Source organism: Achromobacter insolitus (assembly GCF_002209555.1).
Classification (GTDB): Bacteria; Pseudomonadota; Gammaproteobacteria; order Burkholderiales; family Burkholderiaceae_B; genus Achromobacter; species Achromobacter insolitus.
Map to the genome: position 1 here is coordinate 1,052,172 of NZ_NJIF01000001.1, position 21,440 is coordinate 1,073,611.

Genomic DNA, 21,440 nt, shown 5'->3' on the forward strand with positions numbered 1-21,440 from the left:
CATGGAATGTCGTTTTGAAGACCGGCTGGCCGGCCGCGCGCTGCGATTCGAGGGCTTGTGCTCGCGAATCGAGGCGCGCTCCGCCGCCGAGGTCGCCCCCGCGCTGGACGCCATCGAGGCGCAACGGCGGCAGGGGCGGTGGATCGCCCTGTTGCTGGACTACGAACTGGGCGAATGGCTGCTGCCCGAGGCGGCCATGGCGCCGCCCGCGGGCCCCTGGACGCCGCCGCGCGATGACGGCAGGCCGCGCCTGACGGCGCTGGCATTCGAACGCAAGCACAACGAAGCGCCCTGGGACGCGCCGGATGCCGGCAGCGCGCCCGCCGCCATCAGCCTGCCCGCGCCACGCATGACCGAAGCCGAGTATGTGCGCCAGATCGACGCCATCCGCTGCCTGATAGGCGACGGCGAGCTCTATCAGGTCAACTACACCCAGCCGCTGGACCTGCAGTTCCAGGGCGACGCGGCCACGCTGTATCGGCGCATCGCCGCCCGCAATCCGGTGGCGCATGGCGCATTCATCCAGGACGGCGACCGCACGGTGCTGTCGTTCTCGCCCGAGTTGTTCGTGCGCCGCGACGGCCCGCGCCTGACCACTCGGCCCATGAAGGGCACGGCCCCGCGCCATGCGGATCCGGCCGAGGACGAACGATTGGGGCAGGCGCTGCTCGCCAGCGAGAAAAACCGCGCCGAAAACCTGATGATCGTGGACCTGTTGCGCAACGACCTGGGCCGGCTGGCGGAACCGGGTTCGGTGCGGGTCGACGCCCTGTTCTCGCTGGAACGCTATCCCACCGTGTGGACCATGACGTCCACCGTATCTGCGCTGGCGCCGCAGGCCACGCTCGAGGATGTGCTGCGCGCGCTGTTTCCCTGCGGCTCCATCACCGGCGCCCCCAAGGTGGCGGCCATGCGCCGCATCCGGCAGATGGAGGCATCGCCCCGCGGCCTGTATTGCGGCAGCATCGGCTGGCTCGCGCCCGACGGCGACTTTTCCCTGAACGTCGCGATCCGCACCCTGGTGCTGGACCGTGCCGGGCATGGCGTGTACAGCGTGGGCGGCGGCATCGTGCACGATTCCGACCCGGCCGAGGAATGGCAGGAATGCCACTGGAAGGCCCGTATCCTGCGGGCCTGACCCCGCATTCCAGCTATCCGGCACCCTGCGCGCCGGCAGTCATCGGTAGTAGGATAGAGCGCGGCCGCAGCGCACTTTTATCCCAGGAGAGTCCCATGCAACCCGAACTGATCGAGACCATCCTGGTCGATGCCGAACGACGCGTGCCGCTGCTGGCGCGCCATCTCAAACGCCTGGAAGCATCCTGCAAGGCGTTGGGCTATGGCTGGGGCGGCCGGGCCGTCGAAGCGGACATCATGATCACCGCGCTCGGCGTGTCGACGCCTGGGCCGCACCGCCTGCGCCTGCTGGTGGCGCGCGACGGCAGCCGCAACATCCAGACCGCGCCCCTGCCGCCCCTGCATCCCGGGCAGGAAGCGATGCTTGCGCCCGAGGCGCTGCGCTCGTCCGAGCCCCTGCTGCGCTACAAGACCACGTACCGCCCCTGGTACACCAAGACCATAGAATGGCTGCCCTCGCATCCGCACATCTTCGACCTGCTCTACCTGAATGAACGCGGCGAACTCTGCGAGGGCAGCCGCAGCAACATCTATCTGCGCCTGGACGGCGACTGGTACACGCCGCCCGTGGACAGCGGCTGCCTGCCCGGCGTGCAGCGCGCCGAACTGCTGGACACCGAACAGGTGGAAGAACGCGTCCTGACCCTGGCCGACCTGCATGCCGCCGAGGAAATCCGGCTGTCCAATGCGCTGCGCGGCTGGTTCCCCGTGGTCCTGCGCGACGCCTGAATCCGGGCTCAGTCGGCAAATTCGTCGACCACCACCTGCCGCAGCCACTGGTTGGCGGACTCGCGGTGGTTGCGGGCATGCCAGAACACGTTGATGACCGACTCCGGGATTTTCACCGGACAGGGCGCGGTCGCCAGCCCGAACGGGCCGCAGGCGCAATCGGCGAAGCGCTGCGGCACCACGGCGATCATGTCGGTCGCGGCCAGCACCGGCCCCACCGCAATGAAGTGCGGCACCGTCAGTCGCAAGCGCCGCCGGATACCGGCCTGCCCTATCACCTGGTCCACTACGCCATGGCCCGTGCCTTCCGATGCAATGGCCACGTGTTCGGCCGCTCGGAACTGGCGAGCCGACACGCCGGTGCGCGCCAGGGGATGGTCGCGACGGAAGATGCACACGTAGGGTTGGCGGAACAGCAGGCGCTGGAAAAAACCGCTTTTCAGGTCGGGCAGGAAGCCCATGGCCAGATCGATCCTGCCGCGCTCCATCTCGTCCTTCACGTCGATCGAGGTCGTGCGCACGGTACGCACCGTGACGCTGGGCGCGGCGCGGTCCAGCGCGCGCATCAGCCGAGGCAGGAAATAGGTTTCGCCGACATCGTTCACGCCGATCACGAAGGCGCGGCCGCTGTGCGCGGGGTCGAACGCGGCGCGGGCATTCAAGGTGCTGTGCAGCGCCTCCAACGCGGCGGCGATGGGCTGCGCCAGGTCCTGCGCGTAGGGCGTGGGCACCATGCCGCGCGAGGTGCGCAGGAACAGTTCATCGCCCAGCAGCTTGCGCAGCCGGCCCAGCGCGTTGCTGACGCCTGGCTGCGAAATACCCAGGCTTTCGGCCACGGCGGATACTCGGCCGTGCTTGCGCAATTCATTGAAGACAACCAGCAGGTTCAGGTCCACGTCTTGCAAGTTCATGGCTCGTCTCCACCAATATTGATTTTGGTGATTTATCTCATCATTCAGATTCTATTTATTTATTTCACCGCCTGCCCGATGATGCGAAAAACGCCTGCGCCCATGCCGCGCAGGCTCTGCCGGACCGCCCCCTGCGGACCGCCGAACCAAGGAGACTAGCCATGCGTGCCTGTACGCGACTCGCCGCCGCGCCCTGTAGCCGGAGCGGCTCATGAACGCCCCCGAACAGCCCGTCCAATTCACCCTCCGTTGGCAGGACGACGGATCCCACCGCATCCCCTTCGGCGTGTATACCGACGCCGCCCTGCATCAGCGCGAAATGGAGCGGTTCTTCTACCGCGGGCACTGGAGCTACGTGGGCCTGGAAGCCGAGATTCCCAAGCCGGGCGACTTCAAGCGCACCGCCGTCGGCGAACGCTCGGTCATTCTGCTGCGCGACAACGACGGCCACGTCCGCGTGGTGGAAAACGTGTGCGCGCACCGGGGCGTGCAGTTTTGCCGGGAACGCGCCGGCAACCGCAGCGAATTCGTCTGCCCCTACCACCAGTGGAACTACGACCTGCAGGGCAACCTGATCGGCGTGCCATTCCGCCGCGGCGTCAAACAGGACGGCAAGATCAACGGCGGCATGCCACCCGACTTCAAGCCGGAAGAACATGGACTGACGAAGCTGGCCGTGGCCTGCCGCAACGGCGTGGTCTTCGCCTCGTTCGACCACGACGTGGAGCCCCTGGAGGACTACCTCGGCCCGGACATCCTGCACTATTTCGACCGTGTTTTCGACGGTCGCGAACTCGTGATCCATGGCTACAGCCGCCAGCGCATTCCGGGGAACTGGAAGCTGATGCAGGAAAACATCAAGGATCCCTACCATCCGGGCCTGCTGCACACCTGGTTCGTCACCTTTGGTCTGTGGCGCGCCGACAATCGCTCCGAGCTGAAGATGGACCGCCATTTCCGTCACGCCGCCATGATTTCGACCCGGGGCCAGGGCGGCAAGGGCAGCGTCACCAGCGGAGTGTCCAGCTTCAAGGAGCAGATGTCGCTGAACGACGATCGCTTTCTGGACATCGTGCCGGAACCCTGGTGGAACGGTCCCACCGCCGTGCTGATGACGCTGTTTCCCAGCGTCATCATCCAGCAGCAGGTGAACTCGCTGTCCACCCGTCACATCCAGCCGGTGGGGCACGACGCCTTCGACTTCGTCTGGACGCACTTCGGCTTCGCCGACGACACGCCCGAAATGACCCGCCGCCGTCTGCGCCAGGCCAATCTGTTCGGCCCCGCTGGCTTCGTGTCCGCGGACGACGGCGAAGTCATCGAATTCTCGCAATCGGGCTTCGAGCAGAAGCCCTGGCACCGCAGCGTGGCGGAGCTGGGCGGCAAGACCGCGGAGAACACCGACCACATGGTCACTGAAACGCTGATCCGCGGGATGTACGCGTATTGGCGGCGGGTCATGGAGGCCTGACGATGCTGGACTTTCCCCTCTACTACCAACTGACCTGCCTGTACAACGACTACGCCGCCGCGCTGGACGCAGAGGATTGGGCGAAATGGCCGGATTTCTTCCTTGAGGATTGCGTGTACAAAGTGCTGCCGCGCGAGAACCACGAACGCGGCTATCCGCTGGCGACCATGTCCTTCGAAAGCCGCGGCATGCTGAAGGACCGCATCTACGGCGCCACCGACACCATCTTCCACGACCCTTATTACCAGCGCCACGTGGTCGGCGCGCCGCGCGTGCTGTCGGTGCAGGGCGACCGCATCGAATCCGAGGCCAACTACGCCGTGTTCCGCACCAAGCCCAACCAGCTGACCACCGTATTCAACGTGGGGCGCTACCTGGACGTGGTTCAGCGTGGCCCGGACGGCCTCAAGTTTGAATCGCGGCTATGCATTTTCGACAGCGAACTGGTGCCTAATTCACTTATCTATCCCATCTGAGAAAGGACACGACAGCAATGAGCACGGAATGGATCAAGGCGATTGCGCGGGACGAGGTGCCTGAAGAAGACGTCATCGCGGTGCAGGCCGGCGGCCGCGAGATCGCGCTTTACGGCGTGGACGGCGAGGTCTATGCCACCGCCAACCTCTGTACGCACGGCAATGCGCGGCTGTGCGACGGTTTTCTAGAGGGGCACGAGATCGAATGCCCGCTGCATCAGGGGCGTTTCGACGTGCGCGACGGGCGCGCGCTCTGTTCGCCGCTGCGCGAAAACCTGGCCACCTACCCGGTCAGGATCGAAGATGGCATGGTGTTCGTGGCGTTGTAGCGCCATTGTCAGACCGCGAGGCGCAGCGCCTCGTTGGCCGCCGCCATGCCCATGGCGGCCGTGACGGTCACGACCGAGCCATAACCCGCGCAGGACAGGCCTTGCGGCGCCAAGATTGCTCCCGAGGCGCCCATGTCATCCTCGCCCTCGGTGGGGCGAGTCCAGGCGTCGGGAAGGATGGCGGGCTGGTCGAACCACAGGGCATGGATGCCCATTTTCGGCACGCGCTTCAGTGCCTTGCCGTTCTGGTCGGATGCCCTGGGAAAGCCGTGTTCGCGGCGCAGCTTGTTGCGTAGCTTGGACAGCAGCGCGTCGTTGACCGCGGCCGACAGGTCGCCGGCGCGCAAAGCCAGAGGATCCGTCTTCCCGCCCGCGCCGCCGCACAACAGCATCGGGACGCGGATTTCCCGCGCATGCAGGATCATCGCGATCTTGGCCGCGGCCTGGTCGGTGCAATCGATAATGACGGAGTACGGGCCGGGCAGGACCTCGGCGACATTCTCGGGCGAAACAAAATCATCCACCCGTGTCAGCCGGCATTCCGGATTGATCGCCAGCACGCGCTCGGCCATGGCATCGACCTTGGATTGGCCCAGCGTCGCGGTCAGCGCGTGAATCTGCCGGTTGACGTTGGATTCGGCGATATGGTCCAAGTCGATGAGCGTCAACGCGCCTACCCCGCAACGCGCCAGGGCTTCGACGGTCCAGGAACCCACGCCGCCCAGGCCGGCGACTGCCACGTGCGCGTTGCGCAGGCGGGTCGGGGCTTCGGGGCCGTAGAGGCGGGAAAGGCTGCCGAAGCGGCGGTCGAGGTCGGCTTGGGGTTCTGGGGTGTTCATGGGGACGTATTTTATTGCAGGCGGGTGTTGCGGGAGGGGGTGCTGGTTCTTGAGACGCCTGGCACGGCATCGCCCTGGCTGGCGCGGGGCAACGATTGCGGTCCGGAGCGTTCGCTCCGGACTTCCCCGTCCTCATCCTCGTCACCGCCTTCGGCGGTTCCTTCGGATTCCGTCGGGCTTATCGACGCCCCGCGCCAGCCAGGGCGCCGCCGCGCCCGGCTCCGCTTTTGAATCTTGCCGGCCGCGGGGACGAGCTGTGTGCTTGGCGTTCATCTCCCCGACGAGGAAGAGAGAAGGATCTTACAGGGACGCCAAAGACGGCCGCGCAGGCGGCCTTCTTTGGCATATGGTTGCAGTCAGTTGTACGGATGGCGCTGCGCGCGGGTGCTGGCCCGCTTCCATATGCAGTTCATCGCCCAACAACGATTCCTGTTCGTGCACAGCTCATCATCAGCGCGCAGCGCCATCACCAACCGCAAGACGCCGCGTAAGCCCCAAAAGGCCGCCCGGGCGGCCGGCCTGGGGCGGGCCCCGTAAGACCATCGCCCACCTCCACCGTCGGCGAGAACCCTACGAAGACCAATCGCCCCAGCTGACGTCAAACTTCAAAAGCGGAGCCTGGCGCGTCGGGGGCCTTAAGAACCCACTCCGACGCCAGCAGCAGATCCAGCAGCCACGTCAACAACATCATCCCCACCAAGCGCCTGATAAACCGTCACCTGATTCACCAGCCGATTCAACATATTCTCATCCCGGGAAACCTCAGCCACCCGACGCTTCTCCTGCGCATCCAGCCAGTCCCGCAACGGCACCGCCCCGGCCCGGTAGCGCACTTCGTACAGCCGCTCGGCTTCGCGGGCCGCCCGCAGCGACGCGTCCAGCTGCTCCGCCTGCAAACGCAGCTGGGTACGATTCGACAAGGCATTTTCCACGTCCGCCATCGCCTGGTACAGCGCCTGCCGGAAATTCACCACGCGCTCTTCGTAGTCGGCCTTGGATATCTTGATGTTGAGCTGCATCTGGTTCCATTGCAGGAACGGCAGCGTCAGCGCCGCCCCCAACGAACCTACCGGGTTCTTCAGAACGTCGGACAGCGAGGGACTCGAGCTTCCCAAGGCGCCGGTCAACGTCAGCGGAGGATAGAAGCTGGCGCGGGTCGCGTCGACGGTGGACAGGGACTGGCGCAGGCGCAGCTCGGCGGCGCGCAAGTCAGGACGGCGGCCCAGCAGGTCGGCCGGCACGCCGGCTCGCGCTTGCGGCAAGGGGTAGCCCGGCAGCCGCGCCGGGTCGGCCATCATGCGGTCAGGCGGACCGTCGAACAAAATGGCCAGCGCGTTTGCGTATTCCACGCGCTGCTGCACCAGCAGCGTATGAGCGGCTTCCTGGCTGGCCACGGTCTGTTCGGCCTCGGCCATTTCCAGCGCCGACGCGCCGCCCGCCGCGTACTGGGCGCGCACCAGGTCTTGCGTCTTGCGTGCGTACGCGATGCTCTCGGCGCTGCTGGCGATGCGCTGGTTGATGAAGGCGGTCTGCCAGTACAGCGTGGCGGTGGTGCCCACCAGGGACAGCGCGGCGCTCTGGCGGTCCTGCTCAGTCGCCAGGGCATCCCACTGCGCCGCGTCGCGCTGGCTGGACAGTTTGCCCCACAGATCCGCTTCATAGCTGACGGTCAGCTGCACCGCGTTGGTCCGGGTAATGACGCGATCGCCATACAGATTGCGGTTGCGCGTCACATCGGCGTTGCCGCCGAGTTGCGGCAGCAGCTTGTCCTCGGTGATTCCAGCCTGGTATTGCGCCCTGCGCACGCGGATCGCGGCGGCGGCCAGGTCGTTGTTGCGCGCCAGCGCGGCGTCGACCAGGCCGTTGAGCGTCGGGTCGTTGAAATTGCGCCACCACTCGCCGCCCTCGGCCAGCGGCCCCGCCTGGAAATCGCCAGCGGGCGCGTGGGTCCAAGCCGCAGGGATGGACGTCAGCGGCCGCTCGTAGTCGGTATGCAGCAGGCTGCCGCAGCCGCCCAGGGCCAGCAGCAGCGCCAGGGCTGCGGGTTTGCAGATCAGGGAAACCGCGTTCATCGTCCTCATTCCCGGGCCAGAGCCTCGACGGGATCCAGGCGCGCCGCGTTGCGCGCCGGCAAATAGCCAAAAAGCACACCGATCAGCGTCGAACAACTGAATGCCGCCACCATCGATGCCGTGGAGTAAATCATCTGGAACGAACCGTGCGTGGCCTTGGACACCAGCACGCCCAGCCCCAGGGACAGGACGATGCCGATCGCGCCGCCTATCAGGCATACCAGCACCGCTTCTATCAGGAACTGCTGCATGATGTCGCTGCGCCGCGCTCCCACCGCCATGCGCACGCCGATCTCCCGAGTGCGCTCCGTCACCGACACCAGCATGATGTTCATGACGCCGATACCGCCGACCATCAGCGAAATCAGCGCGATCATGGACACCAGCAGCGTCATGGTGGCGGTGGTGCGCTCGATGGTCTTGCGGATCGCATCCGTGTTGAACACGAAGAAATCCTTCGTCACGTGGCGCCGCGTCAGCACGCGCACGATGGCCTGTTCCGCCGCTGCGGGCGGCGAGGCATCGTTGACGCGCACCGTGATGCTCTTCAGGTGCTGTTGGCCCAGCACCCGGGACAACGCCGTGGTGTAGGGTATCCACACGTTCAGCGTATCGTTGCTGCCGAAGACGGTGTCTTTCTTTTGCGTCACTCCGATCACGCGCGCAGGCATCGATCCCAGGAACACCACCTGCCCGATCGGCTCGGTATGGGAACCAAACAGCTTGCGCCGGGTGGCGTCGTCGATCACCACCTCCTGCGCGCGCCGCAGCACGCTGGTGTCGTCGAAGAACTTGCCCTGGGCCAGCTTGATGGCGCGCACACGGAAATACTGCTCGCCCACGCCCTGGATCACGCCATTGACCGAAACATTGCGAAAACGCAGCGTATTGCTGGTCGAGACTTCCGGCGTCACGCTGTCCACATAGGACTCGCGCGCCAGCGCCTCCGCGTCGGCTGGCACCAGCGTGCGGATATTGACGGCCTTCTCGTCGCCGAAGTCCTTGCCGGGAAAGATTTCTACCGTGTTGGTGCCGATTTCGCTGATGTCGTCCAGGATCTTGCGGCGCGAGCCTTCGCCCAGCGCAACCACCGACACCACCGCCGCAATGCCGATGATGATGCCCAGCATCGTCAGCGAGGTGCGCAGCCGGTGCGCGTTCATGGCCAGGAGCGCCATGCGCAGGGCCTCGCGGCAACGGTCCAGATAGGCCTGCCAGACGGGGCGCGCGCCCAGCGCCGGCGCCTCTTCCTTCAGCCGTTCACGCCGTGGCGCGTCGGGATTGCGTTTGTCCGAGACGATCTCGCCGTCGCTGATCTCGATGATGCGCTGGGCGTGGCGGGCCACGTTCATATCGTGCGTGACGATGATGATGGTGTGGCCTGCCGCGTTCAGTTCTTCCAGGATGCGCAGCACTTCCTGGCCGGTGTGCGTATCCAGCGCGCCAGTCGGCTCGTCGGCCAGGATGATGTCGCCGCCGTTCATCAGCGCCCGCGCGATACTGACGCGCTGCTGCTGGCCGCCGGACAATTGCCCGGGGCGGTGCTCGGAGCGCTCGCCCAGGCCCAGGCGCTCGAGCAGTTCATCGGCGCGCGCCAGGCGCGCCTCGCGCCGCTTGCCGGCGTAGACGGCCGGCACCTCGACGTTGCCTTGCGCAGTCAGGTCGGACAGCAGGTGATAGCGCTGGAAGATGAAGCCGAAATGCTCGCGGCGCAGTTCGGCCAGTTCGTCCGGGTCCAGCTCGCCCGTGCTGCGCCCGTCGACCCGGTACTCGCCTCGGGTCGGCCGGTCCAGGCAACCCAGGATGTTCATGAGAGTGGACTTGCCCGACCCGGACGCGCCCACGATCGCCACCATCTCGCCGGCCTCGATGGCCAGGTTGATGTCCTTCAGGACCGCGATGGTCTGCTCGCCCGCGGGAAACTCACGGCGCACGCCCGTCAGCGAGATCAGAGGCCCGCTCATGTCAGGCCCCCGGGGCCGCGGCGGCGGGCGCGGCATCCGCCGACACGACGCGCTCGCCCACCTCCAGCCCTTCCAGCACCTGCGCCTGGACGTTGTTGTTCATGCCGATCCTGACCTGGCGCGTCTCCGTCTTGTTGTCCTTCAGGACCACTCGGACTGCGTAGCGGCCGTCCTCGCCGCGCTTGCCCAGCGCCGAGGACGGCACGACGACCGTGTCCTTGGCTTCGCCCAGCACGATGAAGACCTGGGCGGTCATGGAAATGCGCAGCTTCTCGTCCGGGTTGGGCACGTCGAAGAGGCCGTTGTAGTAGACCGCGGCGGTGGTGGAGCTGCCGCTGGTGGAGCCAGTCAGCGAAGAGGCCGCATCGTCCTTCTGCACCGAGTCGGGTGCCGGCTCCACCGCGCGCAGCTGGGCGCGGTAGCGCTGGTCGGGCTCGCCCAGGATGGTGAAGTAGACCGGCAGGCCCGGCTTCACGCGGGTCACGTCGGCTTCCGAAATCTGCGCCTTGATGGTCATGGTGTCCACCTGCGCCACCTTGATGATGGTGGGCGCGCTCTGGATCGAGTTGACGGTCTGGCCTTCCTTGGTGACCACCGCGACCACCATGCCGTCGATGGGCGAGACGATGCGCGTGTAGCCCAGATTGACGCGGGCGGTGTCGACCTGGATCTCGGCTTGCGCGATCTGCGCATCGAGCGAGGCGATCTCGGCGCGCGTCACGCCCAGCGTCGCTTCGGCGCTCTCGTAGGCCTCGCGCGAACTGGCGTCGGCCGCCAGCATCTGCCGCTGACGGCGGAAGGCGAGTTCGGCCTGCTTCAGCATGGCTACCTTGGCGGCCCGCTCGGCCCGCCGGGTCTGCAGGGCGGCCTCGGCGTTGCGCAGCTCGTTCTGCTGGGTCATATCGTCGATCTCGGCCACCAGTTGGCCCTTCTTGACGCGGTCGCCCAGCGCCACTTTCAGGGACTTCAACTGACCGGTGGCCTGGGCGCCCACGCTGACGCGCTCGATGGCATCGATGGTGCCGCTGGCCAATACACTGTCTTCAAGGTTGGCGCGGGTGACCTCGGCCACCGCGAAACTCGGCGGAGGGGGCGCCGAAAAAAAGGCGGCGCGCACGCCGAACACGACGAGCAGAAGGAAAACAGCGACCAGGGAATAGCGCTTGAACTTGCTGCGAGACTTTTTCATTGAACCTGCCGGATGCGGCGCCGGATATCGGACGGGCGCCGGTATTGCGAATTGCGGACCAGGCAAAGACGCATTGCCTACGATGCCTGCACATCCTAAACGTGCCAACCGTCCGAACCACCGACGATCTGTGGCGAAACGGTGAAAAACAGTAAAGCGGGGCGGAACGTCAAGGGCCGCGCGATTGTTCCGTTGCATGAACGATACAACGCTTTGTCCGACGCGCCTGCAATCGCCTGCCCGCAGATGCGGCGAACGTGCCGCCATCTTGCGCCATAAGTATGCGAGTTCGCCCCTAGATGGCGCCTATCCTGCGATTGGCGCCAATCTGGCTTTGCGGCACTGCAAAACAGCATCGCCTCGACATAGCGCGACGATATGGCCAGAATGAACGCAGTTACGCCGTATCCGTGTCCACTTCTCATAGATCCCCCTCTTCGTCACCCAGTTCCCCGGAATTTTCCGGGGCGGTGCTTTTGTGCCTGCTGGCCATGATGAACCACGTGGCGCTGACAGGGGGACGGATCACGGTATCGCTCACTGCGCTGCAAATGGGCCTGTCCACCTTCAAGGTGGGCACGCTGGTCGCGGTGTTCGCGGTGCTGCCCATGCTGTTTTCAGTGCGCGCCGGGCGGTGGGTCGACCGTGTCGGCATCGTGCGTCCGCTGGTCATCGGCACGACGCTGGTAGCCCTGGGCACCGCGCTACCCTTTATTTCGCAGACACAGCTGGCCCTGCTGATTGCGTCCTGTTGCATCGGCATCGGCTTCATGTTGCACCAGGTTGCCACGCAAGACCTGCTCGGCCATGCCGAACCGGCGCAGCGGCTGCGCAATTTCTCTTTCATGTCGCTGGCGCTCGCGGGGTCCGGATTCTCGGGTCCGCTGATCGCCGGCCTGGCTATCGACCACCTGGGCACCCGCCTGGCGTTCGGCCTGCTGACCCTGGGCCCCCTGCTGTCGGCCGGCGGGCTTTATGCGTTGCGTCACCAATTGAAGGCCGTGGATTCGCAGCTGTCCGGCAAAAAAGAGGCCGAAAAGCGCCGCGTTGCCGAACTGCTGGCGGTACCGGCATTGCGCCGCATCCTCATGGTCAACACCATTTTGTCCGGCGCCTGGGACACCCACCTGTTCGTCGTGCCTATTTTTGGGGTGGCCATCGGCCTGTCCGCCACCACGATCGGCGTCATTCTTGCTTCCTTCGCGGCGGCAACTTTCGTGATTCGACTGATATTGCCCTTTATCCAGCGCCGCGTGCGGTCTTGGACGCTGGTGCGCGTGGCCATGGCGACGGCGGCCATCGATTTCATGTTTTATCCGCTGTTCACCGACGTTACCGTCCTGATCGTGCTGTCTTTCATCCTCGGACTGGCGCTGGGTTGCTGCCAGCCGAGCATGCTCTCCCTGCTGCACCAGCATTCTCCCCCGGGCCGCGCCGCCGAAGCCGTAGGCCTGCGAATGGCCCTGATCAATGGCTCGCAGGTTTCCCTGCCGTTGACCTTCGGCGCGCTCGGTGCGGTAATTGGCGTAGCTCCCCTCTTCTGGGCCTATTCCGTCGCTCTGATGGCCGGAGGCTGGGCCAATCGCAACCCCCCGATCGAATCTGACCGGAAACCGTAGCCGTGAACATGCAGTCCTCTCCTCCCGCCGCCGGCAACTCCGGCGCCAGCCTGCCCTTTCGTCTCTGGACTCCGCAAGAGCGGCAGGAATCGCTGGACGAGGCCCTGCGCCACTGGCAATCGGGCGAAGACGTATGGGTATACGGGTATGGATCGCTGATCTGGCGTCCCGATTTCGACTTCGTGGAGCGCCGGCTGGCGACCCTGCGCGGACATCACCGGGCGCTGTGCCTGTGGTCGCGGGTCAACCGCGGCACTCCGGAATGCCCGGGGCTGGTGTTCGGGCTGGACCGGGGCGGCTCCTGCCGCGGCGTGGTCTACCGCCTGGCGGGCGACCAGGTGCCCACCTACTTCCCTGCGCTTTGGGAACGCGAAATGTCCACCGGCGCCTATCTGCCCCGCTGGATCAACTGCTCGACCGACACGGGCACCGTCCGGGCGCTGGTCTTCATCATGAACCGAGACAACCCCGCCTATATCCGCGCCCTGCCGGAACCTGAGCTGCTGGCCATCGTGCGCCGCGCCGCCGGACGCTACGGTCCTTGCACCGAATACGTGATGCAGACGGCCCAGGCGCTGCGCGCCGCCGGCATTCATGACGCCCGCCTGGACGCCATCGCCCGCCGGCTGGAACTGGATGCGCAGACGCTGCCCGAAAGCCCATAAGGCGCGCGTCCGGGAAATCTTGCCTGCGACCTGAGCGGGGTCAATAAGGAGGCTGCCGTCCAGGCGGTATAAACTCCTTGTTATCAACGCTGAACTCTACGCCCCATGTCCGTCTCAGATCTGCGTCAAAGCTACGACAAGAACGTGTTGCTCGAAGGCCAGGCCTCGGCATCCCCGTTCGAGCAATTCACCCGCTGGTTCGACGAGGCCCTGGCCGCCAAGGTCCCCGAACCCAACGCCATGACCCTGGCCACGGTGGACGCCAGCGGCCAGCCCAGCGCGCGCATCGTCCTGATCAAGGGCTTTGACGAGCGCGGGTTCACGTTCTTCACCAACTACGAATCCCGCAAGGGCCTGGACCTGCAGGCCGAGCCGCGCGCCAGTCTGCTGTTCTTCTGGCAGCCGCTGGAGCGCCAGGTTCGGATCGAAGGCGTGGTCGAAAAGGTGCCGGCCGACGAATCGGACGCCTACTATCACAGCCGGCCCGCCGGTTCGCGCATCGGCGCCTGGGCCTCACGCCAGAGCCAGCCCATCACCCGTGAAGAGCTGGAAGCCCGCGAACAGGAATTCCGCGAGCGCTTCGGCGAACAGCCGCCGCGCCCGCCGCACTGGGGCGGCTACCGCCTGAAGCCCACCGCCTTCGAATTCTGGCAAGGCAGGCCCTCGCGCCTGCACGACCGCCTGCGCTATGTTGCGGACGGCCAGGCCTGGAAGATCGAACGCCTGTCGCCCTGATGCCGGGCGCCGCGCGCGCCCGCCCCAATTAACAATTGCATGACCGCCTCCTCCCCTGATTTTGACGCTGCCTTTTTCCGTACCGCGCTGGGCCGTTACGCCACGGGCGTGACCGTCGTGACGGCCGCCGGCCTCGATGGCGCGCCCATCGGACTGACGGTCAGCTCCTTCAACTCCGTGTCGCTGAACCCGCCGCTGATCCTGTGGAGCCTGTCGCGCAGTTCATCTTCGCTTGCGGCTTTCGAACAATGCGAACGCTATGTCGTCAATGTGCTGGGCGCGGAGCAGATCGCGCTGGCGCGCCGCTTCGCCACCGGCAAGACGCCGGACCGCTACGCCGGACTGACGGTGCACCATGCGCCTGGCGGCACGCCCATGCTGGACGGACATTGCGCCGCCTGGTTCGAATGCCACAACCGCAGCCGCTACGTCGAGGGCGACCACGTCATCATGGTGGGCGAAGTGGAGCGCTGCGGCCATAGCGGCGAACCTCCGCTGGTCTTCCATGCCGGCGGTTTCGACCTGACCCCGGCCGGCGCAAAGTCGGAAAGGAAAGCACCATGAGCGTGGATGTGGATTGCGTCGTCATCGGCGCGGGCGTGGTGGGCCTGGCGGTTGCGCGCGCCCTGGCCCAGTCCGGACGCGAAGTGCTGGTGGCGGAAGCCACCGAAGCCATCGGCACGGGCACCAGCTCCCGGAATTCCGAGGTCATACACGCCGGCATCTATTACCCCGCAGGCAGCCTCAAGGCGCGCCTGTGCGTGCGGGGCAAGCACCTGCTGTATTCCTATTGCGCCGAGCGCGGCGTGCCGTACAAGCGGCTGGGCAAGCTCATCGTCGCCACCAACACGGAGCAGGCCGCGCAGCTGGAGGGCATCGCCCAGCGCGCCCGCGCCAATGGCGTCGACGACCTGCAGTTCATTTCCGGCGAAGACGCCATGCGCCTGGAGCCGGCGCTGCGCTGCACCGCGGCGCTGTCTTCGCCATCTACCGGCATCGTGGACAGCCACGCGCTGATGCTGTCATTCCAGGGCGATGCCGAAAATGCCGGCGCGCAGTGCGTCTTCCATACCCCGCTGGTGTCGGGCCGCGTCCGTCCGGAGGGGGGCTTCGAGCTGCAATTCGGCGGCGACGAGGCCATGACGCTGAGCTGCAACGTGCTGATCAATTCAGCCGGCCTGCATGCGCCGGCGCTGGCACGGCGCATCGATGGCCTGCCGGCATCCAGCATCCCCACCGATTACCTGTGCAAGGGCAGCTACTTCACGCTGTCCGGCCGCGCGCCGTTCTCGCGCCTGATCTACCCAGTGCCGCAGCATGCGGGCCTGGGCGTGCACCTGACCCTGGACCTGGGCGGCCAGGCCAAGTTCGGCCCCGATACTGAATGGGTCGGCACCGAGGACTACACGCTGGACCCGGCCCGCGCCGAGGTCTTCTATGCGGCGGTCCGCAGCTATTGGCCTGCCTTGCCCGACGACGCGCTGGCGCCCGGCTATACGGGGATCCGCCCCAAGATTTCCGGTCCCCACGAACCGGCCGCCGATTTCGTCATCGCAGGCCCGGCCGCGCATGGCGTGCCCGGCCTGGTGAACCTGTTCGGCATCGAATCCCCCGGATTGACGTCCAGCCTGGCCCTGGCGGAAGAGACCCTGGCCCGACTGGATGGATAGCCCCAACGCCACGCACGCTGCGCTTGCTTGCTGCCCCCGGGCTGCCCCTCCCTACTCTGTTTTTTCTCCTGTCCCCTGAACCATGCAACACAACGACTACATCCTGACCCTGTCCTGCCCCGACCGCACGGGCATCGTTTACCGCGTCAGCGGTTTGTTGTTCGAATTGGGTTGCAACATCCTGGACTCGCAGCAGTTCGGCGACGAAGAGACGGGTCGTTTCTTCCTGCGTGTGCACTTCGATGCGCCCGCCGGCGTTTCCGCCAGCGACCTGCGGTCTCGCCTGGACGGCATGTCCGCGGAGTACGGCATGGAGTTGAAGCTGCATGACGCCCGCCGCAAGGAGCGCCTGCTGATCATGGTCAGCAAGCAGGGGCACTGCCTGAACGATCTGCTGTTCCGCGTGCACAGCGGCCATCTGCACGCCGAAGTGGCCGCGATCGTCTCGAATCACAACGACTATGCCAGCCTGGCGGCGTCCTACGGCATCCCGTTCCATCACCTGCCGGTCACCGCCGACACCAAGGCGGCGCAGGAGAAGCAGGTGCTGGCCCTGGTCGAGCAGGAAGGCATCGATCTGGTGGTGCTGGCCCGCTACATGCAGATTTTGTCGGAAGACATGTGCCGCGCGCTGAATGGCCGTGCCATCAATATCCATCACAGCTTCCTGCCCAGCTTCAAGGGCGCGCGCCCGTACCACCAGGCGCATGCCCGCGGCGTCAAGATCATCGGCGCCACCGCCCACTACGTGACCTCGGACCTGGACGAGGGTCCCATCATCGACCAGGACATCGAACGCGTGGACCATACAATGACTGCGCAGGATCTGACCCAGGTCGGTAGCGACATCGAGTCCCTGGTGCTGTCGCGCGCAGTGCGCAGCCACGTGGAGCACCGTATCCTGCTGAACCGCAACAAGACCGTCGTCTTCCGCTAGGAAAAGGCGGCCCGCGCGGGCCGCCCTCTTCCGCGCACGCTAGGCGTTTCCGTCCGTTTGCGCCAAAGCCAGCGCGGCAACCGTGGCGCTCGCCACATCGGGCTGCAGCTGGGCCTGCAAGCGCCTGTACAGGCCGATGCGGCGCACGATATCCAGCGGCTGCCCCATCAGGCCGGAGACGATGAGCGCCACCCGCCTCTTCTCGCACGCCTTGCTCAGCGCTTCAAGCGCCTCGGCGCCAGTCGAGTCCACGTAGATCACATTCTTCAGGTCCAGCACCAGCGCGCGCGCGGGCAGGCGGTCTTCCAGCGATTCCACCAGCTTGGTGGCGCCGAAGAAGACGGTGCCGTACAGGCGCCAGACCGCGACGTTGCGCTCCTGCCCGGCCAGCAGAGGCTGGTCGGCGGCCGTGATGCGTTCCGCGCGCGACAGGCTGGAAATACGGTAGATAAAGGTCAGGCAGGCAGCGAAGATGCCGAATTCCACCGCGACCGTCAGATCGAAAATCACCGTCAGCAGGAATACGGACACCAGCGTGACCCGATAGGGCAGCCGGTAGGTCTTGAGCCGCGAGAACTCGCGCCACTCGCCCATGTTCCAGGCCACGAACACCAGAATGGCCGCCAGCGTAGCCAAGGGAATCGAGGCCGCCAGCGGCGCGGCCGCCAGCATCACCAAGAGCAGCACCAGCGCATGCACCATGCCCGCCACGGGGCTGGTGGCGCCGCTTTTCACATTGGTCACCGTGCGCGCGATAGTGCCCGTGGCCGGCATGCCGCCGAAAAATGGCGTGACGAAGTTGGCGACGCCTTGCGCCATCAGCTCCTGATTGGGGTCGTGCCGGTCGCCAATCATGCCGTCGGCCACGCGCGCACACAGCAAGGACTCGATCGCGCCCAGCGCTGCCAGCGTGACCGTGGGCATGAGCAGAAACCGGGCCGATTCCCAGCTGAACGCGGGCAGCGTAAAGTCCGGCAGCGCCGCAGGTATGCCGCCAAAGCGGGTGCCGATGGTTTCGACGGGCAGGCCGAACGCGGCTACCGCAGCCGTCGCCAGCACCAGTGCAACGATGGAGCCCGGCACCCGGGCGAGCCTGGCCGTCCGCTGGCCGCCCCGAGCCGGCAGCCAGCGCTGCCAGCCGACGATCACCGCGAGCGACACCAGCGCCACGCCGGCGGCCCAGGGATTGAGGGTGGACAGGTGGCTGCCCAGCGCCCCCAGGATGCCGAAGAAATCTCCCGGCATCTTCGGAATTTCAAGTCCCAGGAAATCCTTCACCTGCGACAGCGCGATCAGCACCGCAATGCCATTGGTAAAGCCGATAATCACCGCCACCGGGATGAAGCGCACCAGCGTGCCCAGCCTGAGCAGCCCCATCACGAACAGCAGCACGCCTGACAGCGCCGTGGCGATGATCAGGTTGGCCACGCCGTACTGCTGCACGATGTCATAGACGATGACGATAAAGGCGCCTGCGGGCCCGCCAATCTGTACCCGGCTGCCGCCAAGCAAGGCAATCAGGAAGCCCGCGATGATGGACGTGAACAGCCCCGCCTCGGGCTTGAGGCCCGACCCGATCGCAAACGCCATTGCCAGCGGCAGCGCGACCACCGCCACCGTGAGGCCGGCCCCCAGGTCCTGCAGGAAGCGGCCACGGTCGTAACCGCGCAACGCGTCGACAAGACGCGGATGAAACGAAAAGGGAATTTCCACGAATGACTCCGGAGAAGTGGAACCGAAACACCCAGCCAGGGGTTCAGTACTTCGCCGGAGGGCCGCAATGGCGCAGCCTGGTGATGAAACGCCTGCGGCGCGTCAGCGGCAGGACAGGTCGGTAGGACATGGCAAAAACCCGGAATGCGCGTTCGTATGAGCGGTTCCCACCCAGGCCGGACATCATTGGCGGCTGGATACCGCTAACGATAAGCCTTCGGCCGGTTTCTGCCTACCCGCATTGCGCGCTTCACGGCGCCTTAGCGTTCTCCCAGTCATGCCGCGCCGCCATTTCCACCGCTTTTTCCTGCAACGGTGAGCGCGGCGCCTCGGGCCAGATCATCTGGCTGACCGACCGGGCCGCGTGCTCGAAGGCAATGAATCGCGTTCCCGCCAGGCCGCTGCGCGACAGGCAGGCGGGCACGATGGACACGCCCAGCCCCTGGGATACCAGCGACGCCACGCTCAGCCAATGCCTGACCTCATGCCGGATCACCGGCATGAAGCCCGCCGACACGCACATGGACAGCACGGTTTCGTAGTAGCTGGGCGAGGCTGCCCGCGCAAAAAAGACGAAATCATCGCCCGCCAGCTCTGCCAGCCGCAGGGACTCCCGGCCGGCCAGGGGATGCGCTTGCGGCAGGCACACCATGAAGGGCTCGGCCATCAGATCGCGCGCCAGCACGCCATTCGGCACCGGATTGGCGTGGATAAAGCCCAGATCCTGCTCGCCGCGCCGCACTGCCTCGATCTGGTCGTGCGAATTCAGCTCGGTCAGCACGTGTTCCACGTCCGGCAGCTCGGCGCGCATGGCGCTGAGCAGAGCGGGCAGGCCGCGGTACAGCATGGAGCCCACGAAGCCGATGCGCAGCCTGCCGCGCAGGCCCGCGTCCACGCGTTGCACCAGCGTGCGCACCTCCTCCGCCTGCCGCAACAGTGTCAGGGCCTCCCGATACAGCACCTGCCCCGCATCGGTCAGCTCCACATGGCGGCTGGTGCGCGTCAACAGGCGCGCGCCGACGTTGTCCTCCAGCTGCCGGATGGCATAACTGAGCGGCGGCTGCGAAATGTGAAGCCGCGTGGCGGCGCGGCTGAAATGGCGCTCTTCGGCCACGGCGATGAAATAGCGCAACAGGCGCGGATCCAGGTCCATCTGTCATCCTCGGCGGCTGTGATCCATATTTTTTTTGGATTGTTCTACACCAAAACAGTATTTGTATAGATTAATCCATGCAAGCACCATCACAGGCATCGTTCCCGTCTCCAGCAGGATGCCGCCATGGATACCCCCATCAAGACCGCGCCCCCCGCCGCCACGCCCGTCCCGGACTCCCGGGGACAGAACCTGTTCAGCGCGGACCCTTACGCCGAGGCCTTGAGCCGGCGCTATCTGCCCCCCGCGCTGCATGCCCATCTGCTGCCTCACCTGGAACGTCTGGGCGCGCTGGCCGGCGGCGTCATGGACGAACTGGCCGCCACGGCCGACAAGAATCCGCCAACGCTGTCCGTGCGCAGCCGCGCCGGCACCGACGAGTCGCGCATCGACAAGCACCCGGCCTATGTCGAACTGGAACGCCTGGCCTATAGCGAATTCGGCCTGGCCGCGCTGTCGCACCGCGGCGGTGTGCTCGGCTGGCCCGAGCCCATGCCCGCCGCCGCCAAGTACGCGCTCAGCCACCTGTTCGTGCAGGCGGAGTTCGGCCTGTGCTGCCCGGTCAGCATGACCGACTCACTGGCACGCACTCTGCGCAAATTCGGCGACCCTGAACTCGTCGAACGGGTCTTGCCCGACGTCACCTCGCAAGATTTCGACACCCTGCGCCAGGGCGCCATGTTCATGACCGAACAGGGTGCGGGCTCGGACGTCAGCGCTACCGAGGTCACCGCCACCGCGCAGGACGATGGCACCTGGCTCATCCACGGCGACAAGTGGTTCTGTTCCAATCCGGACGCCGGCTACGCCATGGTGCTGGCGCGCAGCGAGCCCCAGCCCGGCCTGAAAGGGGTGTCGCTCTTCCTGCTGCCGCGCGACCTTGCCGACGGCACCCACAACCACTACCGCATCCTGCGGCTTAAAGACAAACTGGGCACACGGTCGATGGCCAGCGGCGAAATCCGCCTGGAAGGCGCAGTGGCCTGGCTGGTGGGCGAGCGCGGCCGCGGCTTCAAGCACATGGCCGACATGATCAACAACTCGCGCCTGTCCAACGGCATGCGCGCCGCCGGCCTGATGCGCCGGGCAGTCACCGAAGCGGTCTACGTCTCGCAACACCGCCGCGCCTTCGGCAAACGCCTGATCGACATGCCGCTGATGCAGCGCCAGCTGGTCAAGATGACGGTGTGGGCGGAACAGGCCCGCAGCGTGATGTTCCAGACCGCGCGCGCCCTGGCCGGCGCGGACCAGGGCTCAACCGATCCGGCCCTGGCACGCATCCTCACGCCACTGATCAAGTTCCGCGCCTGCCGAGATGCCCGCAAAGTGACCGGCGACGCCATGGAGGTGCGCGGCGGCTGCGGCTACATCGAAGAATGGACCGAACCGCGGCTGGTGCGCGATGCCCACCTGGGCTCCATCTGGGAAGGCACCAGCAATATCGTGGCGCTGGATGTATTGCGCGCCATCACCCGGGAAAACTCGCTGCCGGCGCTGCGCAGCCACATCGACGCGCTGCTGGCCGAAGGCGTTCCCTGCCCGTCCGCGCTGGCGGATATGCAGGCGCGCGCGCTGGAGCAGACCTACGCTTTCGCCGAACATGCCGCACAGGCGGACCGTCCGGAGCTGGCCCGCCAGGCGGCTTCGCTGCTGTACCACGCGGTGTCCATGGCCGCCCTGCGCTGGGAAGCCACCGAACCGGGGCTGGCCAGCCGCGCGTTGCTGGCCGATCAGGTATTGCAGCACCGGCTGAGCCCCCGCGATCCCTATTCCATCCCGGCCGACGAAAGCGCGGCATGCCGGGCCATCCTGCAATACGCGCTGTAAAAGC

19 protein-coding genes are annotated in these 21,440 nt (G+C 66.2%); 12 read left to right on the forward strand and 7 right to left on the reverse strand.

Annotated features, from left to right (window positions below; all coding sequences use genetic code 11):
* Nucleotide 1 precedes the first annotated feature (1 nt).
* Together CEY08_RS04735 and CEY08_RS04740 are read left to right on the forward strand one after the other, a co-directional pair.
* Nucleotides 2–1,138 (forward strand): aminodeoxychorismate synthase component I, encoded by a 1,137-nt coding sequence (locus tag CEY08_RS04735; RefSeq protein ID WP_042796504.1) that lies wholly within the window; start codon nucleotides 2–4, stop codon nucleotides 1,136–1,138.
* Nucleotides 1,139–1,233: 95 nt separating this feature from the next.
* Nucleotides 1,234–1,866, forward strand: coding sequence for an aminotransferase class IV family protein (locus tag CEY08_RS04740; protein WP_042796503.1), 633 nt, complete (start codon nucleotides 1,234–1,236; stop codon nucleotides 1,864–1,866).
* A gap of 8 nt (nucleotides 1,867–1,874) precedes the next feature.
* Here CEY08_RS04740 and CEY08_RS04745 read toward each other — a convergent pair whose 3' ends face one another.
* The gene (locus tag CEY08_RS04745) at nucleotides 1,875–2,777 is read right to left on the reverse strand and encodes a LysR family transcriptional regulator (protein ID WP_076816167.1); all 903 of its coding nucleotides are present in this window, start codon (nucleotides 2,775–2,777) and stop codon (nucleotides 1,875–1,877) included.
* Between the two features lie 211 nt (nucleotides 2,778–2,988).
* On the opposite strand from CEY08_RS04745, the gene CEY08_RS04750 reads away from it, so the two are divergent.
* Genes CEY08_RS04750 through CEY08_RS04760 form a run of 3 tightly spaced genes read left to right on the forward strand, consistent with a single transcriptional unit; the run spans nucleotide 2,989 to nucleotide 5,053 of the window.
* Entirely contained in the window at nucleotides 2,989–4,248 is a 1,260-nt protein-coding gene (locus CEY08_RS04750) for an aromatic ring-hydroxylating dioxygenase subunit alpha (protein ID WP_076816170.1), read from the forward strand.
* A gap of 2 nt (nucleotides 4,249–4,250) precedes the next feature.
* Nucleotides 4,251–4,724 carry an aromatic-ring-hydroxylating dioxygenase subunit beta gene (locus CEY08_RS04755; protein WP_042796501.1) on the forward strand — a complete coding sequence of 158 codons (474 nt, stop codon included), beginning with the start codon at nucleotides 4,251–4,253 and terminating at the stop codon, nucleotides 4,722–4,724.
* A gap of 17 nt (nucleotides 4,725–4,741) precedes the next feature.
* The gene (locus tag CEY08_RS04760; protein WP_042796500.1) at nucleotides 4,742–5,053 is read left to right on the forward strand and encodes a non-heme iron oxygenase ferredoxin subunit; all 312 of its coding nucleotides are present in this window, start codon (nucleotides 4,742–4,744) and stop codon (nucleotides 5,051–5,053) included.
* An 8-nt stretch (nucleotides 5,054–5,061) separates the two neighbouring features.
* Here CEY08_RS04760 and CEY08_RS04765 read toward each other — a convergent pair whose 3' ends face one another.
* From CEY08_RS04765 to CEY08_RS04780, 4 genes are all read right to left on the reverse strand, one after another.
* Nucleotides 5,062–5,892, reverse strand: a complete 831-nt coding sequence (locus tag CEY08_RS04765; RefSeq protein ID WP_042796499.1) for a tRNA threonylcarbamoyladenosine dehydratase — start codon at nucleotides 5,890–5,892, stop codon at nucleotides 5,062–5,064.
* A 635-nt stretch (nucleotides 5,893–6,527) separates the two neighbouring features.
* Complete coding sequence (locus tag CEY08_RS04770; protein WP_076816172.1) at nucleotides 6,528–7,964, reverse strand: efflux transporter outer membrane subunit; 1,437 nt, start codon at nucleotides 7,962–7,964, stop codon at nucleotides 6,528–6,530.
* A 5-nt stretch (nucleotides 7,965–7,969) separates the two neighbouring features.
* Complete coding sequence (locus CEY08_RS04775) at nucleotides 7,970–9,928, reverse strand: MacB family efflux pump subunit (protein ID WP_076817994.1); 1,959 nt, start codon at nucleotides 9,926–9,928, stop codon at nucleotides 7,970–7,972.
* Between the two features lies 1 nt (nucleotide 9,929).
* Nucleotides 9,930–11,117, reverse strand: coding sequence for an efflux RND transporter periplasmic adaptor subunit (locus CEY08_RS04780; protein WP_076816175.1), 1,188 nt, complete (start codon nucleotides 11,115–11,117; stop codon nucleotides 9,930–9,932).
* Between the two features lie 410 nt (nucleotides 11,118–11,527).
* Between CEY08_RS04780 and CEY08_RS04785 the strand changes: the two genes are divergently transcribed.
* From CEY08_RS04785 to purU, 6 genes are all read left to right on the forward strand, one after another.
* Entirely contained in the window at nucleotides 11,528–12,736 is a 1,209-nt protein-coding gene (locus CEY08_RS04785) for an MFS transporter (RefSeq protein WP_088607591.1), read from the forward strand.
* A gap of 2 nt (nucleotides 12,737–12,738) precedes the next feature.
* A complete protein-coding gene (locus tag CEY08_RS04790) occupies nucleotides 12,739–13,401 on the forward strand; it encodes a gamma-glutamylcyclotransferase (RefSeq protein WP_063642237.1) in 663 nt (220 codons plus the stop codon).
* Nucleotides 13,402–13,506: 105 nt separating this feature from the next.
* On the forward strand, nucleotides 13,507–14,136 hold the full coding sequence (pdxH, locus tag CEY08_RS04795; RefSeq protein ID WP_063959994.1) for a pyridoxamine 5'-phosphate oxidase: 630 nt from the start codon (nucleotides 13,507–13,509) through the stop codon (nucleotides 14,134–14,136).
* 39 nt (nucleotides 14,137–14,175) lie between these two features.
* Nucleotides 14,176–14,700, forward strand: coding sequence for a flavin reductase family protein (locus CEY08_RS04800; protein WP_042796496.1), 525 nt, complete (start codon nucleotides 14,176–14,178; stop codon nucleotides 14,698–14,700).
* Nucleotides 14,697–15,806, forward strand: coding sequence for an NAD(P)/FAD-dependent oxidoreductase (locus CEY08_RS04805; protein ID WP_042796495.1), 1,110 nt, complete (start codon nucleotides 14,697–14,699; stop codon nucleotides 15,804–15,806). The genes CEY08_RS04800 and CEY08_RS04805 overlap by 4 nt, the downstream gene beginning before the upstream one ends.
* Nucleotides 15,807–15,888: 82 nt before the next feature.
* Nucleotides 15,889–16,743, forward strand: a complete 855-nt coding sequence (purU, locus tag CEY08_RS04810; RefSeq protein WP_042796494.1) for a formyltetrahydrofolate deformylase — start codon at nucleotides 15,889–15,891, stop codon at nucleotides 16,741–16,743.
* 39 nt (nucleotides 16,744–16,782) lie between these two features.
* Here the strand turns inward: purU and CEY08_RS04815 are convergent, their stop codons facing one another.
* Nucleotides 16,783–18,456, reverse strand: coding sequence for a SulP family inorganic anion transporter (locus tag CEY08_RS04815; RefSeq protein WP_076816177.1), 1,674 nt, complete (start codon nucleotides 18,454–18,456; stop codon nucleotides 16,783–16,785).
* Between the two features lie 250 nt (nucleotides 18,457–18,706).
* Complete coding sequence (locus CEY08_RS04820; RefSeq protein ID WP_076816179.1) at nucleotides 18,707–19,609, reverse strand: LysR family transcriptional regulator; 903 nt, start codon at nucleotides 19,607–19,609, stop codon at nucleotides 18,707–18,709.
* A gap of 126 nt (nucleotides 19,610–19,735) precedes the next feature.
* On the opposite strand from CEY08_RS04820, the gene CEY08_RS04825 reads away from it, so the two are divergent.
* A complete protein-coding gene (locus CEY08_RS04825) occupies nucleotides 19,736–21,436 on the forward strand; it encodes an acyl-CoA dehydrogenase family protein (RefSeq protein ID WP_076816181.1) in 1,701 nt (566 codons plus the stop codon).
* Nucleotides 21,437–21,440: the final 4 nt, after the last annotated feature.

Bases quoted from the DNA above. Each gene is read 5' to 3' on its own strand.
- CEY08_RS04735 (WP_042796504.1), top strand. From the start codon at position 2: ATGGAATGTCGTTTTGAAGACCGGCTGGCCGGCCGCGCGCTGCGATTC.
- CEY08_RS04765 (WP_042796499.1), bottom strand. From the start codon at position 5,892: ATGAACACCCCAGAACCCCAAGCCGACCTCGACCGCCGCTTCGGCAGC.
- CEY08_RS04825 (WP_076816181.1), top strand. From the start codon at position 19,736: ATGGATACCCCCATCAAGACCGCGCCCCCCGCCGCCACGCCCGTCCCG.
- CEY08_RS04740 (WP_042796503.1), top strand. From the start codon at position 1,234: ATGCAACCCGAACTGATCGAGACCATCCTGGTCGATGCCGAACGACGC.
- CEY08_RS04760 (WP_042796500.1), top strand. From the start codon at position 4,742: ATGAGCACGGAATGGATCAAGGCGATTGCGCGGGACGAGGTGCCTGAA.
- CEY08_RS04750 (WP_076816170.1), top strand. From the start codon at position 2,989: ATGAACGCCCCCGAACAGCCCGTCCAATTCACCCTCCGTTGGCAGGAC.
- purU (WP_042796494.1), top strand. From the start codon at position 15,889: ATGCAACACAACGACTACATCCTGACCCTGTCCTGCCCCGACCGCACG.
- CEY08_RS04770 (WP_076816172.1), bottom strand. From the start codon at position 7,964: ATGAACGCGGTTTCCCTGATCTGCAAACCCGCAGCCCTGGCGCTGCTG.
- CEY08_RS04745 (WP_076816167.1), bottom strand. From the start codon at position 2,777: ATGAACTTGCAAGACGTGGACCTGAACCTGCTGGTTGTCTTCAATGAA.
- CEY08_RS04805 (WP_042796495.1), top strand. From the start codon at position 14,697: ATGAGCGTGGATGTGGATTGCGTCGTCATCGGCGCGGGCGTGGTGGGC.
- CEY08_RS04800 (WP_042796496.1), top strand. From the start codon at position 14,176: ATGACCGCCTCCTCCCCTGATTTTGACGCTGCCTTTTTCCGTACCGCG.
- CEY08_RS04780 (WP_076816175.1), bottom strand. From the start codon at position 11,117: ATGAAAAAGTCTCGCAGCAAGTTCAAGCGCTATTCCCTGGTCGCTGTT.
- pdxH (WP_063959994.1), top strand. From the start codon at position 13,507: ATGTCCGTCTCAGATCTGCGTCAAAGCTACGACAAGAACGTGTTGCTC.
- CEY08_RS04820 (WP_076816179.1), bottom strand. From the start codon at position 19,609: ATGGACCTGGATCCGCGCCTGTTGCGCTATTTCATCGCCGTGGCCGAA.
- CEY08_RS04775 (WP_076817994.1), bottom strand. From the start codon at position 9,928: ATGAGCGGGCCTCTGATCTCGCTGACGGGCGTGCGCCGTGAGTTTCCC.
- CEY08_RS04755 (WP_042796501.1), top strand. From the start codon at position 4,251: ATGCTGGACTTTCCCCTCTACTACCAACTGACCTGCCTGTACAACGAC.